The sequence below is a fragment of the Bifidobacterium sp. KRGSERBCFTRI genome, from assembly GCF_025908335.1.
Genome location: NZ_CP109653.1, coordinates 318748 through 334283 on the forward strand (window position 1 = coordinate 318748; position 15536 = coordinate 334283).

Here is a 15536-nt window from a genome sequence, read left to right on the forward strand (position 1 = left end):
CCTAAAAGTTTATATTCGTGATCACACGTTGCTTTTGAGGAGACTGTGACTGCAGCTGCATTGCTTACTGATGGATTACTGATGGCGCATGGGGGCATTCCCTGAACTGTTGATAATATACAAGCGAAGGTAATTGTTAGAATAGTTTTCAGCATAATTTAATGTCCTGCGATAACTGATATTGGAATTAAATTAAAATATTCGCCAGAATTTGCGCTACGCAATGTGCAGTGCTTGCGTTTACGCCATGCTGACGGAGGAATTGCTCGATTTTGCCAGCTGCCCAATTCTCAGGTTTTTGCAGAAAGCCGGAGAGATCGCCGAGCCATTTTGCTCCACTGAAAATTTTTGCCGCTACTTTAAGCGCTTTGGCTACATTTCCTACGGCTCCACGACTCTGTGGCACGTCATCCGTGTCATTCAATGGTTGCAAGGCGTTTGCATTTTTAGTGGGGAATATTCCGGAAGCCTCCGCCTCTGCCGGGTAAGCATATTGTTTGTCGGCTGTGGGCTGGACGGAGAGGCTATGTGCTTCGTGTTCGATTGCTGCGCTGTTCGGCACCTCATCCATGCTGGGAAGCGAAGCTTCATCTGCCATTGCTGTCGCGCTCCCCGATGCAAGTGTCGCACAAGCCAAAATAGTCGCAATAACACGTAACGTGTTCTTTTTCATATATATGTCTTTTCGTCAAGTTGACGTGACATCAGTCGAGAGTAGAAGCGTGTTCGCAATTGTGATAGAGTGCTGTCACCTGTTAGGGGGACGTGTCGCATTAAATATTCAAACGGGTGACATTGCTGTTGTACGGAACCGCATTGCGTGATTTACATGATGACGGAATGTGTCCCCCGGTGAAAGGTGTGAATATGCGACGGAAGCAAAATGCATGCGACTCGAACGGTGGCGTACATACTGAGCGCGTGACGGCCGGCATGCATGACCTTACATATGGCTTGAAAGATTTTTTCCGCGAGGTCTTTCTTGATAAGGATGATATCGACTATGAGCGCCGCTTTGACGTGCGTTCCTTGCCATTGCTGGTTGTAGCGATGGCTGCAGGATGGCTCTATTCTCGTGATGGAAACGGATTCTATGCGTGTGTCAGCGCGATTTTTGCTGTTTCCTATACTGTGTATTTCATCGTCAATCGAGGCGTGTACATCGTGCGCCTGTTCCGTGGGGAAAATATTTTCGGTAAACGGCGTGTGAGATGTATGAAATACCGTGGCACGATACATTCGTCGGTTGCGGGCGGGCTGGCAAAAGCCTTGGAAAAATTCGTTGATAACGATACGCTGTATGCGTATATCGGCGGATATGGTGTTCCGTTGCTGGGCACTGCGACAATGATTGCTTATGACGCGTCGCACTGGTTATGGTTGGCATTAGTCGGGGGAGTCTTGTGCGTTGTATATGCGCTGTATTGGCTGATATATGCATTTGTTGCCGCGCATCGGGCGCTTATCGCAGTGCTTGCGGATCGCGATAGGAGATTGGAACAGGCGGGTTATCGCATGACGGTTATGCGCCGAGATGCAAAATTGGCCAGCAGGACGCATGATACGGTTACCGGTGGTCTGTCGTATATTGCCTTTATTGCGCAGCAGCAGCTGGAGGGTAAAACCTTATCGGACGAGGAACGGGTTGCGTGGAAACATATCGATGATGCGGCTCAACGTACGATGGACAATGTTCATGAAGTTATTGATATTCTTGGACGAGATATCGACCCCGCAAATCCCGTTGGCGGCGAAGGGTTTGATTGCGAATCGCAAGAAATACAGATGCCAGATGTTTCTTCATTGGAGAGAATTATTCGCGAGCATTGTGATGAGGGGGATTCTCGGCTTAAGACGCTCGGGTTTGTTGGAACAAGTGAGATTCAGCTGGATGTTGCGGATGCTGATGATACTGGTGAAAGTGTTTGTGCGGATCTGATTGATGAGTGTACAAGTCTGATTGATGAGTTATACACCAATATTTCTTGTCACGCTGATACGAGTCAGCCATACGCTGTTTTTGTCAGTAGCGAGAACGGATGCCTCCGCATCACGCAGGTAAACGCTATAGCGTGCCCGCACGATGCGCAGAGCGGCTATAAGAAGAAGGTTTCAGGAAGGGGACTTGCGTTTCATCGGAGGATGCTTGACGCGATGAGCGGGTCGATTACTACTTGTGAAGAGGGTGATACTTGGACGCTGCATGTGGTCATACCGTTGTGAAAACAATAGGTTTTGGTGTAGATATTTGATAATTATTCATGCTGAAGCTTTATAAAATATCGCAAGTAATTTGGTAGTTAATGTAATGGAAACTAATGTGGAAAGAATTGACAAATCAGTTGAACATATAGGAATAGTCGACAATGATGTGTTGACGTTGGGTGCGTTGTCTAGCTATTTGGCTCAACAATTTGGAGACGAGAAAATTTTATGGCGATGCACGCTTGGTAAAAAAGCTGCGGAATTATGTAGTAATTCGCAAACACGTCCCCAGATATTACTCATGGATATGTCATTATCTGATGCCGATGGCGTGCAGATTTGCCAGGAGATTCGGCGTACTGTTGACGATATGCCGATTTTGGCGATTACTTCTTTTCCGTTGCGCCGATATGCTGCTGCGGTGGCTCAGGCTGGAGTGCAAGGCATTGTCGCGAAACGAAATTTGCGCACTATTGCCGCTGCTCTCGAATGCGTTGTATCTGGACACGTTTATCTGCCGGATGAGTTAGCGGAAACCATGCCGGATCTGCATTTTGAGTTGCCAGTACAGGCGCATCGTAGGATCGATGCAGAGACTCTTGGCGGGCAGGCCGTGAAACCAGTTTTGTCCGATCGGGAAACGGCGATTATAGTCAGGTATGCGCGAGGGCAGACCACACTTCAAGTGGGGGAGTGCTTAGGATTATCGGAGAACACTGTCAAGACTTATACCAAGCGTGCCATGGCGAAGCTTGGGGCGAAAACGCGAGGTCAGGCAATAGCCCTCTGGCTGATGCAAACCATGACGCATGGTGTGTGATTTAGGCAGCTTTTATCTCTGATAAACGTATATGTGCTGTGACCGATTCTGGAGAATCGGACACTCGTTGGGTTTAGGAAAGGGCTTGGGTGTCCTTATTCTCCCGAATCGGACACATGGGACGGGATACGGGGAGGCATGAAAAAGCGCCGACGGGGGTTCATCGGCGCTTGAGCTGTTTTCAGGATACTTAATCCGGAGTGGCTTTGCCTCAGCCCTTGGAGCCGTTTTCGTAGAAGTGCGCGAGCGTCTCGTCGCGGAACTTCTCGAAATATCCGCCGTCGATCGACGCGCGAATGTCGTCCAGCAGCTTCACGAAGAAATGCTCGTTGTGGATCGTGGCCAATGTGAAACCGTTGAATTCGCGGGCGCGCAACGCATGATCCACGTAAGCACGCGAATAATGCGTGCACGTGTAGCAATCGCAGCCCTCTTCAAGCGGGCCAAAATCATGCTTGAATTGCGCGCGCTTGATGTTGTAGCGGCCGTGGCGCGTGAAGATCGCACCATTGCGGCCGCAACGCGCGGGGGCCACGCAGTCGAAGGTGTCGCCGCCGTTCTCCACGCAGGCGAAGATGTCGTCCACCGCGGCGATGCCGAGCACATGGCGCGGACGGCTTTCCGGCATCGCGTCACAGATCCAGGCGCAGGTGTCGCCGATGATGCGCTTCTCGATCGCGCCGCCGATGCCGACGCCGTCGAAATCGAGCGAAGCGATCTGTTCGGCGGCATGCCTGCGCAGATCCTCGTAATTCGCGCCCTGCACCACACCATACAGCGCCTGATACGGCTTGCCGAGACGTTCCTCGGTAAGCCGCCTGTGCTCGGCCACGCAACGTTGCGCCCAGCGGTAGGTGCGTTCCACGGAACGTTCCTGGTAGCCGCGGGTGTTCATCAGCGTGGTCAGCTCGTCGAAAGCGAACATGATGTCGGCGCCGATCTTGTGCTGGATGCCCATGGAGATTTCGGCGGAGAACCGGTGCAGCGAGCCGTTGAGCGGCGACTTGAACGTCACACCGTCCTCGTCCACGAACGCGAGCCGCTCCTTGCCTTCCGCGATCACGTCGTCCGATTTCATGCCGGTGACGTCCATGGCGAGCGTCTTCTTGAAGCCCGCGCCGAGTGACAGCACCTGGAATCCGCCGGAATCGGTGAAGGTCGGACCGTTCCAGTTCATGAATTTGGCGAGTCCGCCGGCTTCGTCGAGCACCTGTTCCCCGGGGCGTTCATACAGGTGGAACGCGTTGGACAGCAGGCATTGCGCGCCAAGATCCTTCATGGTTTCGGGCAGCACGGCCTTCATCGCGGCCTGCGTGGCCACCGGCACGAACGCCGGGGTGTGGATGTCGCCGTGGGGGGTGTGGATGATGCCGGTGCGTCCGTATCGCGCGCCGCCGCGGCCCTTGCCATCGGCCGCATCTGGCAGGCGGGTTTTCTGCTCGAAGTAGAACGCGTCGCGGCGGCCGGGCTTGCCGGGTTCCGCGCCGCGGGGATGCTCAATAAGGTTTTCGGTCGATGCCGCGCTGGTCGTGTTGCCTGCTGCGTCGTGCGTTGCGCCGGCTGCCGCGTTGGCCGCTGAGGTCTCGTGCGCCACCGCGCCGGTCTGTGGTTCGTTCAAGCTTGTCATGCTCTCAACTGTATGCGATAGCGCCGATTGCCGCGGTGGCGCCATCGGCGGTCGACGGTGGCATCGTATGGAGTAAACTGCCAAGCGATTCGATTGCTACTTTCAACAAACATTCAGGAAACTTCCAGAGCAGGTATCTTTACTCTTAGATAGCAGTTCGAGCGGCACGATTGCTGACCATGTTGAATGCCGCGAGACGAATAAGGAGCAACAATGGCTGAAGATAATAGCGATCAGAACATCGCCCAGCCGCAGGATGGCACGCAGCAGACCGCGCCGCAGACGCCGAGCGAGAACGTCGCCGACGAAGCACAGACTTCCGTTACCGAACCGATTGCAGTGCCGAACGCGGGCGAGCAGCCCACCACCGCCCTTCCTACCGTGGACGCGGCGGATGGCACGGCAGGCAATACCGCTGACGATACGCCGGATTATGCTTCCGCTGCCGGTGAACGCACGGTGATCAACAACGCGACGCAGGATGCGCCGACCGAACAGTACCGTCCGGCGCCCGAATACGGCGCGTACGGTCCGGTGCCGACGCCGCCGGCTGGCGATGCCAGCGGCCAGACCGTCCAGCAACCGCAGTACGGCGCGCAGCAGCAGGGCCAGCGCCAGCCGCAGGACAACCGTCCGTCGTTCTTCGGCGCTTTCGGCAACCCGTATACGACCGGCAATCAGCGGAACAATGGCAATCCGTTCGGCAATCCGTTTGGCGGCTCGTCCGCGCAGAACGGCGCGCAGCAGAACAATCAGCAGCAGCCGCAGTACGGCGCGAACATGCCCCCTGCGGGACCGGGCAACCGCAATCCGTTCGGCGCTCCGGGGCAGGGCTTCCCGAACCAGCCGAACCAGACGCCGGTCGTCACCAAGCAGAAGTCCGGCATGACCAGCCATGTGGTCACCGCCGTTGTGGCCGCACTGGTGTCCGGCGCGCTGTGCCTCGGCGTCGGCTTCACCGCGATCACCAACGGTTGGGTGCATGTGCCGTCCTCCAGCTCGCTGTCCGACGTCAAGTCCAACACGTCCGGTTCCGGTTCCGCCAAGGCGAAGTCCGGTACGGCGGTCGATTGGACCGCGGTGGCCAAGGAAGTGTCCGATTCCGTGGTGGCCATCGACGTGGCGACCAGCGACGGCGAAGCCAAGGGCTCCGGCGTGGTGATCAGCGACAAGGGCTATATCGCCACCAATAACCACGTGATTTCCGGCGCGCAGCAGATTCAGGTGACGCTCGCCAGCGGCGCCGTCTATTCCGCGAAGGTGGTCGGCACCGACACCACCACCGATTTGGCCGTGATCAAGCTCGACAATCCGCCGAGCGATCTGAAAGTCGCGGAATTCGCCGATTCCGACAATCTCGCCGTCGGCGAGGCCGTCATGGCGATCGGCAATCCGCTCGGCTACGACGACACCGCCACCACCGGCATCGTGTCCGCGCTCAACCGCCCGGTGACCGTGACCGATGACGACAACAACGCTATCGTCACCAACGCCGTACAGATCGACGCGGCCATCAACCCGGGCAACTCCGGCGGCCCGACCTTTAATGCGGCCGGCCAGGTGATCGGCATCAACTCGTCCATCGCCTCCACCGCAAGCTCGTCCGGCACGGCAGGTTCCATCGGCATCGGCTTCGCCATTCCGGCGAACCTCGTCAAGCGCGTGACCAACGAGATCATCGACAACGGTTCCGTGAAGCATGTGGTGCTTGGCATCACCATCAAGAGCTCCTCGGTGGAAGCGGACGGTGTGACCCGCGGCTGCGCCCAGGTGCAGGCCGTGACCGACGGTGGCCCGGCGTCCAAGGCCGGCGTGAAGGCCGGCGACTCCATCGTGGCGTTCAACGGAAAGGCAGTGAACAACAACTACTCGCTGCTCGGTTACGTGCGCGCCTCCGCCATGGGAGACAAGGTGAAGCTGACCGTTGTGCGCGGCGGCAACACCATGGATCTCGAAGTGACGCTCGACCAGGAAGAGACCAAGACGAACTCCTCCAACAAGCAGGAACAGCGTCAGCAGAACAACGGCAACGACGATAACGGCAACGGCCAGAATGGCGGCAGCCAGAACGGCCAGAATGGCGGTAACGGCAACAACGGCGACGGCGGTGGCCTGTTCGATCCGTTCGGTCTGTGGTAAAGCCGGATGCGCGGCATCGTACGGCAACGTACGGTGTGCGGCGTTCATGCCGACAGCGATACGGGTGGCTGCCACCCGATAGGCTGACGGCGAAGTCGCAACCGCAATCCGCGTAATCGCGGAAAACGCTGAACAAGCCGAAAAACGGCGGAAAACAAGGGCTGTGCGAGCAATCGCACGGCCCTTTTCGTATGCGCGGAACGCGCGCGACGAACGGAAGCACACGCAAACGACCGCGGCAATCGCAATGCTCTGTTATGCTGGAAATATCTTTTTACGCCGTGTATCGATGGTCCGCGCAGGCGGGGCGCCGATGGGTTAACAAGGCGTCCGATACGAGCGTAAGGAGATTCTCATGCGTAGAATCATTTCCATTTGCAAAGAAGTTCCGCTGCTGCCGATCGCCATCATTGCCGCGATTCCGTTGGCATTGCTGGGTTCGTGGCGTCCGTGGGAGGCTGCGGGCGTCTCGCTGACTTTCGGACCGTTCAATCCGGGTGTCGGGCAGTGGATCGTGATCGCGCTGGTCGTGTACACGATTGTGGTGACTGTGATCGGCATGATTGACGATTTGCGGCACGGTCACGTCGGTGTGGATTTGCTTGCGGTTATTGCGATCGCGTCGACGGTGGCGGTGCAGGAATACTGGGCTGCGTGGGCCGTGGTGCTGATGATTTCCTCCGGCGAGGCGATTGAGGAATTCGCACAGTCGAAGGCGGAAGGCAACCTGACGGCGCTGGTTGATGCGGCGCCGCGGACCGCGCACGTGGTGACGTTGCCGGGCGTGGGTGCACGTGCGGCGGCTGCTGGGGCCGACGGTACTGCCGGTGATGCTGAGGGCGACATGACGGCGGACGGCTTTCGCAAGGTCGCCAGTGTGGATGTGCCTAACGCTGCGGAAACGAATAAGTCCACCACCCAAACCAAGCCTTACGACGCGGCCGGCGAGCATTTCGAAACCGTTCCGGTCGACCAGGTCAAGCTTGGCGACGTGATCCTCGTGCTGCCGGGCGAAACGGTGCCGGTCGACGGCGAACTGCTGTCGGGCGTCGCCACGTTGGATCTGAGCAATATCAACGGCGAGCCGGTGCCGCGCGAAGTGTATGCGGGCGCGCGCGTGCTGTCGGGTGCGGTCAACGGATCGACCGCGCTGACGATGCGTGCCACGCAATTGGCGCAGGATTCGCAGTATCAGAAGATCCTCGAACTGGTGTCGTCGGCGCAGGAATCGCGCCCGACCGTCGTCAAAACCGCCGATGTGCTGGCGGTGCCGTTCACCATTCTTTCGCTGGCGATCGCCGGCATTGCGTGGGCCGTCGCAGGCACGCCATTGCGATTCGCGCAGGTGCTGGTTTTGGCCACGCCCTGCCCGCTGCTGATCGCCGCTCCCGTCGCGTACGTGGCCGGCACCGGTCGCCTTGCCAAGGCGGGCATTCTTATCAAAGCGCAGGACGTGCTGGAAAACTTGGGCCGCGTATCGCATATCTTCTTCGACAAAACCGGCACGCTTACCGTCAAGCAGCCGCAGGTCGTGCGCGTCGAGAAGCCGTTCGAAAACAGCTCGCCGTACGACGAGAACCACATTCTGATGATGGCCGGCGTGGTGGAAGGCTACTCGGTGCACATTCTGTCGAAGGGCATCGCGGCGGCCGGGCAGAAGGCCATGCAGGAACTGTACGCGCGCTATGAGAACGGGCAGCGGCTGTGCGCCGAACGCGATCTGCCGGGGCATGGACGCGATTACCCCGTGGTGAAGAACATCGAGGAACAGTCGGGCAAGGGTGTGTCCGGCGAGGTGAACGGGCATGCCGTGCGCGTGGGTCGTTTCGCGTACGTGACGGCCGACGAGGCCGGCTTCACGCATGTGCTGGGCGCAGGTGCGGCGGCCGGTATTGCGGCTGGTGCTGTGGCCGATAGCGCGGTTGGCGATTCGGCGACCGGTACCGCTGCCGGCGCTTCCAAGAAGCCGGAGGTGAATTCGCTGTTCGCCCCGCTCGAGCCGGACGAAATGGCCGCGTACGTGGCGATCGACGGCAAGCTCGCCGCGCGCATCGTGCTGCGTGACGTGCCGCGCGAAAACGCGAAATCGTCCCTTGAAAAACTGCACCGGCTCGGCGTGAAGAAACTGTCCATGCTCACCGGCGACAAGGAGGCTTCCGCACGCATCATCGCGGGCGAGGTCGGCATCGACGACGTGCAATCCGAACTCTTCCCCGAAGGCAAGGTCGCGGCCGTCAAGAACGCCACGGAAGACGCGCACCAAAACCAGCCGGCGTGGGACAAGGTCGTACAGCGCGTGGTCGGCGAATCCATGACCCGACAGGTGACGATGATGGTCGGCGACGGCGTGAACGATGCCCCTGTACTGGCGGTTGCGGACATCGGTATGGCCATGACCGACGGCACGTCCACCGCCGCGTCCGAATCGGCGCAGGTGGTCATCATGAACGACGACATCGCCTCCGTGCCGCGCGCCATCGCCATCGCCCGCCGCACGAAGAAAGTGATGCTGCAGGCGGTGCTGGTCGGCCTTGGATTGGCGATTATCGGCATGGTCGCGGCCGCGTTCAACCTCATTCCGGTGGTCGTCGGCGCGTTCATGCAGGAAGCGATCGACGTGGTCAGCATCCTGTGGGCGCTCACCGCCCTGCTCGACCGCGAGTAGCGCCGGTTGCGGCGACGAGCCGTGCGGAGGCTGAACCGCGTTGCGCCGTGCTACATCGAGCTGGGCGAGATTTCGCCAGCGATGTTCCGGCGCATCCACGTGCCGAAATCGGCCGCGTCCACGCCCTGCGACAGCAGGAACATGATCTTCGCGTATGCGGCTTCCAGCGTCATGTCGCCCGATCCGATCGCACCGGCGCGGGCGATCGCGTCGCCCGTCTCGTAATGGCCGAGCAGCACTTCCGCCTGCTGACATTGCGATGCGATGACGACCGGCACGCCGTCATGCAGCACGTCGGCGATCACGTCGGTCAGTCCTGGCTCGTCGCTCGGCACATTGCCAACGCCGTACGCGCGCAACAGCACCGCTTCCGGACGAGGGTCGAGCATCGCGGCCAATCGCGCGGCGGAAATGCCGGGAGCCATGTCGATCACGGCCACATCGTGACGGGAGTAGGGCAGCGGCGACGCCCAACCGCAACCGGAGCCGGCCGAATCGCCCGCATACCAATGCCACGGCGTGCCGGTACGTGCCAGCGGGCCGGTGGACGGCGCCGAAAACCCTTCGAACGCCCAGCTTGACGATTTGCTCACACGGTTGCCGGCGAACAGATGATGGCCGAAGAACAGGCCGACGCCATGAAAACGTCCGCTCATCGCGGCGTTCAGCGCACCCGTGACGTTCGCGGTGGCGTCCGATTCGATTTTGCCGAGCGGATGCTGCGACCCCGTGAAAATCACAGGCTTGCCGAAACCGGTCAGCGCGTAAGACAGCGCGGCGCTCGAATAGCTCATCGTATCGGTGCCGTGCAACACCACAAATGCGTCGGCGTCATCGCGGTGCGCGCGCAGGTCGTCCGCCATCGTCTGCCAATTGTCGGGCGTCGCGTTCGACGAATCGATCAGCGGGTCCAGCTCGGTGAACGAGAACAAGCTCGGGTCCAGATGCGCGTCCTCAATCAGCCGGCGCAGCCAGCCGCGCATATCGGCGCCCGGAACCAGACCGTTCGGTGACTCGACCATACCGATGGTGCCGCCGGTATACGTGATGTGAATGCGCATGGTTGCCTTTCTGCTGCGTGTTATCTGCCGGCGCGTATCTCTATGTGCGTGTCTCTGCATGCTTGTCCTTGTGCGCGGAAGCCGGATGTCATCGTACTCGCCGTGTGCCGTTGCCGCGATTGCGGTTTTGTCTGTCGTCGCCGCGGTTTTTCGAAAACCAGTTGCGATTGTACGTGCCGCGTGCGTCCGATTCTGAAAGCATCGGACGCCGAGAGCGTGACTGCGATGGGGCGGTGAGACAGGCGGGTTTCCGAAGGTTCATCATAGGTTTGCCGAAGGTTCCCCGTGGGATGTTTGAGAGGCGCATCACAGTGCCGTACCGTGGTCGCATGTGCGTTATTATGCTTATGGCTTACTGATGGGGGATATTCAACGCGTGGGGCGCGGAGGATGGGGTTATCTATGAATACGGTTGCTGACTGCCTGCAACGGCATTACCGTGTGGTGGTGTTCGCCGTGTATCTTGCGGTGGTCATCGTCACGATGGCGTTCCACGAGCCGTGGTTCGACGAGGCGCAATCGTGGCTTATTGCAAGGGATTGCCCTTATCGAGACCTGCTGCTCGTCCGCCCGCATTACGAAGGCCATCCGCCGCTGTGGTGGCTGTTGCTGTCGATTCCGGCGAAGCTGGGCGTGCCATATGAATGGGGGTTGAAAGGGGTTGAGCTGGTCTGTTCGGCATTAATGTGCGGATTGTTGGTTTTCCGCGCGCCACTGCCCCGGCTGGCCGTTGCGCTGCTGCCGTTCACCTACTTTCTGTGCTACCAATACGGCGTCACCTCGCGGCCCTACGCGTTGATGTGCTGCGCGTTGTTCGTCATCGCGGCCTGCTGGAAATCGCGCGATGAACACCCATGGCGATTGACGGCCGCGTTCGTGCTGCTGTGCTGCACCAGCAGTTACGGCATTGCGCTGGCATGCGCGTTCGCATTGGTTTGGATGGTGCGTGCGATTCGGGGCGCAACAGGCCGTCCTGCCGTACGTGACGGGCTTTTCGGCAATCCCGCCCGGTTCGCGGCTTGGATGGTATTGCTGGCCGTCGGTCTTGTATTGACGGCGTGCGTCCTGCCGCGCTCCGACACGTTCGGCGCGGTGCAGGATCCCGGCGGTAATCCGCCGATCGCGCAATTCGCGCTGTTCTGGACGGTGCTGCCCGCCGAAAGCATGTTCACCGCTTTTGCGGGCGATGTTTCCCTGCATGGTCTGCACATGGGCGTTCTTGCGATTGCGTTGTGCGTGGCGCTGTCACTGGCGATTTGGAGCGTGCTGGCACGGGTCGCGTTGCGCCGCAAGAACCTCGATCTGCTGTTGGTCACGTATGTTCTGCTGAGCCTGTGCGCGACGAAATACTTCAGCATGCACCACATCGGCATCATCTTCGCGCTGTTCGTCGTGCAACTGTGGATCAACGTGCAAGACAAGGCCCTCGGAATCGCCGATATTCCACTGCCGACGCCTCTTTCGCGTTCGCTGCGCGCCGCCTGTGCCACGCACGCCGTCCGCGTCGCGCACATCGCCCGTATCGCAATCGTCGTGGCGCTGCTGCCAAGTCTGGTGTGGACCGCCGCCGCGATCGCATGCGACATTCGCTACGACTATTCAGCCGGTCGCGCGCTGGCCACGTTCGTGCGCAACAACAACCTCGAACACAACCGTTGGGTGTCGTTCTGGCGGTATCTTCCCGACACGACCTGGCCCGACGGCACGCACACGAATCGCATGGAAGACACGTACCGCTACAGCTGGCCGGCGATCGCGGCAAATCCGTACTTCGCGCGCAATCTGCTGGACTGCACGTACGAGGGCCGCACGTTCGTGCCGAACCAGGTGCCGTCGCGGGCGCAGATGAACCGCGAAATCGCAAGCTGTGCCGCCAAAGGCGCACCGGAATTCCTTATCGGTGACACCGATTTTCCGCAATATTTCTTCCATCGGCTCGGATTGAAGAGGGGCGATTACCGGCAAATCGTCGTCGCCAGCCAGCACGTGCCGTGGAAAACATGGGTCACGTCTTCCGACATCGCCGTGTACGTGCGGTCGGACGTGTACCGCACGCTGCCGCACGCGTGACCTCAATATGGAAGAGCCGCAATACGGCGGAATCGTAATGCCCCCTGTTGGAAATGCAGGGAATATATTAGGCTGGAACATATGAGCGAAACCAACGAACTTCGTATTGCTGTAATCGGCGCCGGCCCCGCAGGCGTCTACTCTTCCGATATTTTCCTGCGCCAGCTGGGCAAGCTCGGCGAAGAGCTGGGACTGGGCACCAAGGCCCGCATCGACCTGTTCGAAAAGCTGCCGGTGCCGTTCGGTCTGGTGCGCTACGGCGTGGCCCCCGACCATCCGTCCATCAAATTCATCGCATCCGCGCTTGAGAAGACGCTCGACAATCCGGACATCCACCTGTACTGCGACGTGGAATTCGGCAAGGACGTGACACTCGACGAGCTGCTGGAACGTTACGATGCCGTGCTGTTCGCCACCGGTGCTGTGGAAGACAAGCCGCTCGGTCTGCCGGGTGCTGATTTGGACGGCGTGTATGGCGCGGCCAAGTTCGTGGAATGGTATGACGGTTATCCGACCGGCGCTCGCGAATGGCCGCTCGAAGCCGAGGAAGTCGCCGTGATCGGCGGTGGTAACGTGGCCATGGACGTGGCGCGCGAGCTGATGCGCAACGCCGACGACCTGAAGGAACGCACCGACATTCCGGACAACGTGTACGAAGGCATCAAGGCCAACAAGGCCAAGACCCTGCACCTGTTCATCCGCCGTGGCGTGGCTCAGGCCAAGTTCTCCGTGCAGGAGCTGCGCGAAATGGAGAAGCTGCCGGGCGTGCAGCTGATCATCAACGAGGACGATTTCGATTTGGACGACGATACCATCGAGGAGGCTGGCAAGGACAAGCTAACCCGTCAGATGGTCGAGGAGCTGTTCACCATCCGCGAGATGGCCGAGGACATGGAAGACGACGGCGACACCGATTTCGAAGGCAACCCGGCGGATCGCAAGTACTACATCCACTTCAATTCCGCTCCGGTCGAAGTGCTGGGCAAGGACGGCAAGGTCAAGGCGATTCGCGTGGAGAAGACGACGACTTCCGCGGACGGCAAGATGACTCGCACCGGCGAATTCGAAGAGTACCCGGTGCAGGCCGTGTATCACGCAATCGGCTACAAGCCGGCCACCGCGCCGGGCATCGCGTACGACGAGCGTCGCGCGCACCTGGCCAACGCGAACGGCGACGGCCGCATCACCACGGAGGCCTCCGGTGAGGGCGCGCAGGTGCGTGAGCGTCTGTACGCCACCGGTTGGGCCAAGCGTGGTCCGGTCGGCCTGATCGGCTCCACCAAGTCCGACGCGCTGCTCATCGTCACCAACATGCTGGAGGACCTGTCCAAGGCCGCCGAAGGCGGTCGCGTGGCCGCTGACCGCGATCCGGAATCCATCGACCGTCTGCTGGCCTCCCGCGGTGTCAAGCCGATCGACTTCGCCGGCTGGAAGAAGGTCGATGCGTTCGAACGTGCCGAAGGCGCGAAGGAAGGCCGCGAGCACAAGAAGGTCATCGACCCGGAGCAGATGCGCGCGCTGGCTCATGCGTGAGGTGGGTGTTTGAAACCCAGTCTGATAGGTTTCAGGCTTCTTTCATGCGTCTTGGGTGTCCGATTCTGGAGAATCGGACACCCAAGACGTTTTTTATCCTGTACTTGTCCGCTTCTGGTGAATCGGACATCCGGGAGAAGCTGAGCGTGCGAACTTCCGCAACTGCCCCTAGTCCTTCCCGCGGCCCAGTCTCCAGCGCATATCCAGCAAAAACTCAGACTCTGTTTCTACGCTGGTGATCATGAACGGCAAACTGCAGGTGCACGGCCATTGCAATGGCTTGAAGACAACGCTGTTATTCGCGTTGATGTGGGGCATCATCATGCTCATTTGGTGGGCGGCCGGTGCCAGTCAAAGCACGCTTGGAATCTACCTTTGCATCGGTATTGGCTCGACGTTCGTCTCCTATTGGTTTTCCGACAAACTCGCGATCGCCAGCATGCACGCGCAGCCGGTAAGCGAGCAGGAGGCGCCCGTACTGTACAAGATCGTACGCGAACTGTCGGCGAAGGCTGGCAAGCCGATGCCGCGTATCTACATCGCACCGACCATGAGCCCCAACGCGTTCGCAACGGGACGTAACGAACGTCACGCGGCGGTCTGTTGCACGCAAGGTATTCTGCAGATGCTTAACGAGCGCGAAATCCGCGCCGTGCTCGGCCACGAGCTCATGCACGTCTACAATCGCGACATCTTGACATCCGCGATTGCGTCCGCCATGGCCACCGTCATCTCGTACCTCGGATATTCGCTCATGTATTTCGGAGGTGGACGGTCCCGTGATGATCGCGACAATTCGGCATCCGGCGGCTTGGGATTGCTGGGTGTGCTGTTGAGCACGATTCTTGCTCCGATTGCGGCGTCGCTGATTCAGATGGCGATTTCCCGCACGCGCGAATACGATGCCGACGAGGATGGTTCCAAGCTGACGGAGGATCCGGAGGCGCTCGCTTCCGCGTTGAACAAGATTTCCGGCGGCGCGGCCGCGATGCCGATGGAGAAGACCGCGGGAACGCAGTCGGTGGCTGCGATGATGATCGCCAGTCCGTTCTCCGCGGAGGGCTTCTCGCGCCTGTTTTCCACGCATCCGCCGATTCAGGACCGCATTGCGCGGCTCATGCAGATGGGTCAGGAGATGCGGCAGCAGGGCGCGCAGTCGGGCTACCTGGCCGGCGGATACGCAACGACCGGCGTTGCCGCGATCGACATTCGACAGGGCGGTTATGACGGGCCGCAGTTCGGCTCGCAGTATGGTTCCGCTTACGATTCGTACGGTTCGGGTCCGGCGGGTTCGGCGGGTTCGACCGGTGGATATTCGCGCGACTATTCGCAACGCCCCATGCGCAGAAGAGGGTCGCGCTGACGCCCCCACAGCCTCCCGCGCCGCTGGTTCCTGCCCCGACTTTCAGCCTTTTC

At 59.7% G+C, this 15536-nt stretch carries 10 protein-coding genes; 7 read left to right on the top strand and 3 right to left on the bottom strand.

Annotation, left to right across the window (positions count from 1 at the left end; genetic code table 11):
• Positions 1-187: 187 nt before the first annotated feature.
• On the bottom strand, positions 188-673 hold the full coding sequence (locus tag OGI63_RS01330; protein WP_011742603.1) for a hypothetical protein: 486 nt from the start codon (positions 671-673) through the stop codon (positions 188-190).
• A 194-nt stretch (positions 674-867) separates the two neighbouring features.
• On the opposite strand from OGI63_RS01330, the gene OGI63_RS01335 reads away from it, so the two are divergent.
• Entirely contained in the window at positions 868-2223 is a 1356-nt protein-coding gene (locus tag OGI63_RS01335; RefSeq protein WP_041777190.1) for a hypothetical protein, read from the top strand.
• 97 nt (positions 2224-2320) lie between these two features.
• Positions 2321-3025, top strand: a complete 705-nt coding sequence (locus OGI63_RS01340; RefSeq protein ID WP_041777191.1) for a response regulator transcription factor — start codon at positions 2321-2323, stop codon at positions 3023-3025.
• Between the two features lie 211 nt (positions 3026-3236).
• On the opposite strand, the gene tgt is transcribed toward OGI63_RS01340, so the two are convergent.
• Entirely contained in the window at positions 3237-4652 is a 1416-nt protein-coding gene (gene tgt / locus OGI63_RS01345; protein ID WP_217268755.1) for a tRNA guanosine(34) transglycosylase Tgt, read from the bottom strand.
• A 213-nt stretch (positions 4653-4865) separates the two neighbouring features.
• Between tgt and OGI63_RS01350 the strand changes: the two genes are divergently transcribed.
• Positions 4866-6791 carry a S1C family serine protease gene (locus OGI63_RS01350; protein ID WP_011742607.1) on the top strand — a complete coding sequence of 642 codons (1926 nt, stop codon included), beginning with the start codon at positions 4866-4868 and terminating at the stop codon, positions 6789-6791.
• Between the two features lie 355 nt (positions 6792-7146).
• A complete protein-coding gene (locus OGI63_RS01355; RefSeq protein ID WP_011742608.1) occupies positions 7147-9456 on the top strand; it encodes a heavy metal translocating P-type ATPase in 2310 nt (769 codons plus the stop codon).
• A gap of 50 nt (positions 9457-9506) precedes the next feature.
• Here the strand turns inward: OGI63_RS01355 and OGI63_RS01360 are convergent, their stop codons facing one another.
• Positions 9507-10517, bottom strand: coding sequence for an asparaginase (locus tag OGI63_RS01360; protein WP_041777192.1), 1011 nt, complete (start codon positions 10515-10517; stop codon positions 9507-9509).
• 402 nt (positions 10518-10919) lie between these two features.
• Between OGI63_RS01360 and OGI63_RS01365 the strand changes: the two genes are divergently transcribed.
• From OGI63_RS01365 to htpX, 3 genes are all read left to right on the top strand, one after another.
• Positions 10920-12587: an ABC transporter permease gene (locus OGI63_RS01365; protein WP_231837096.1), complete on the top strand. Its 1668-nt coding sequence runs from the start codon at positions 10920-10922 to the stop codon at positions 12585-12587.
• An 81-nt stretch (positions 12588-12668) separates the two neighbouring features.
• Positions 12669-14120: an FAD-dependent oxidoreductase gene (locus OGI63_RS01370; protein WP_041777194.1), complete on the top strand. Its 1452-nt coding sequence runs from the start codon at positions 12669-12671 to the stop codon at positions 14118-14120.
• A 241-nt stretch (positions 14121-14361) separates the two neighbouring features.
• The gene (gene htpX / locus OGI63_RS01375) at positions 14362-15483 is read left to right on the top strand and encodes a zinc metalloprotease HtpX (RefSeq protein ID WP_041777458.1); all 1122 of its coding nucleotides are present in this window, start codon (positions 14362-14364) and stop codon (positions 15481-15483) included.
• Positions 15484-15536: the final 53 nt, after the last annotated feature.

What these genes read in the sequence shown, in the direction of transcription:
- OGI63_RS01330 (WP_011742603.1), bottom strand. Translation starts at nt 673, where the DNA reads ATGAAAAAGAACACGTTACGTGTTATTGCGACTATTTTGGCTTGTGCG.
- OGI63_RS01335 (WP_041777190.1), top strand. Translation starts at nt 868, where the DNA reads ATGCGACGGAAGCAAAATGCATGCGACTCGAACGGTGGCGTACATACT.
- tgt (WP_217268755.1), bottom strand. Translation starts at nt 4,652, where the DNA reads ATGACAAGCTTGAACGAACCACAGACCGGCGCGGTGGCGCACGAGACC.
- OGI63_RS01350 (WP_011742607.1), top strand. Translation starts at nt 4,866, where the DNA reads ATGGCTGAAGATAATAGCGATCAGAACATCGCCCAGCCGCAGGATGGC.
- OGI63_RS01355 (WP_011742608.1), top strand. Translation starts at nt 7,147, where the DNA reads ATGCGTAGAATCATTTCCATTTGCAAAGAAGTTCCGCTGCTGCCGATC.
- OGI63_RS01360 (WP_041777192.1), bottom strand. Translation starts at nt 10,517, where the DNA reads ATGCGCATTCACATCACGTATACCGGCGGCACCATCGGTATGGTCGAG.
- OGI63_RS01365 (WP_231837096.1), top strand. Translation starts at nt 10,920, where the DNA reads ATGAATACGGTTGCTGACTGCCTGCAACGGCATTACCGTGTGGTGGTG.
- OGI63_RS01370 (WP_041777194.1), top strand. Translation starts at nt 12,669, where the DNA reads ATGAGCGAAACCAACGAACTTCGTATTGCTGTAATCGGCGCCGGCCCC.
- htpX (WP_041777458.1), top strand. Translation starts at nt 14,362, where the DNA reads ATGAACGGCAAACTGCAGGTGCACGGCCATTGCAATGGCTTGAAGACA.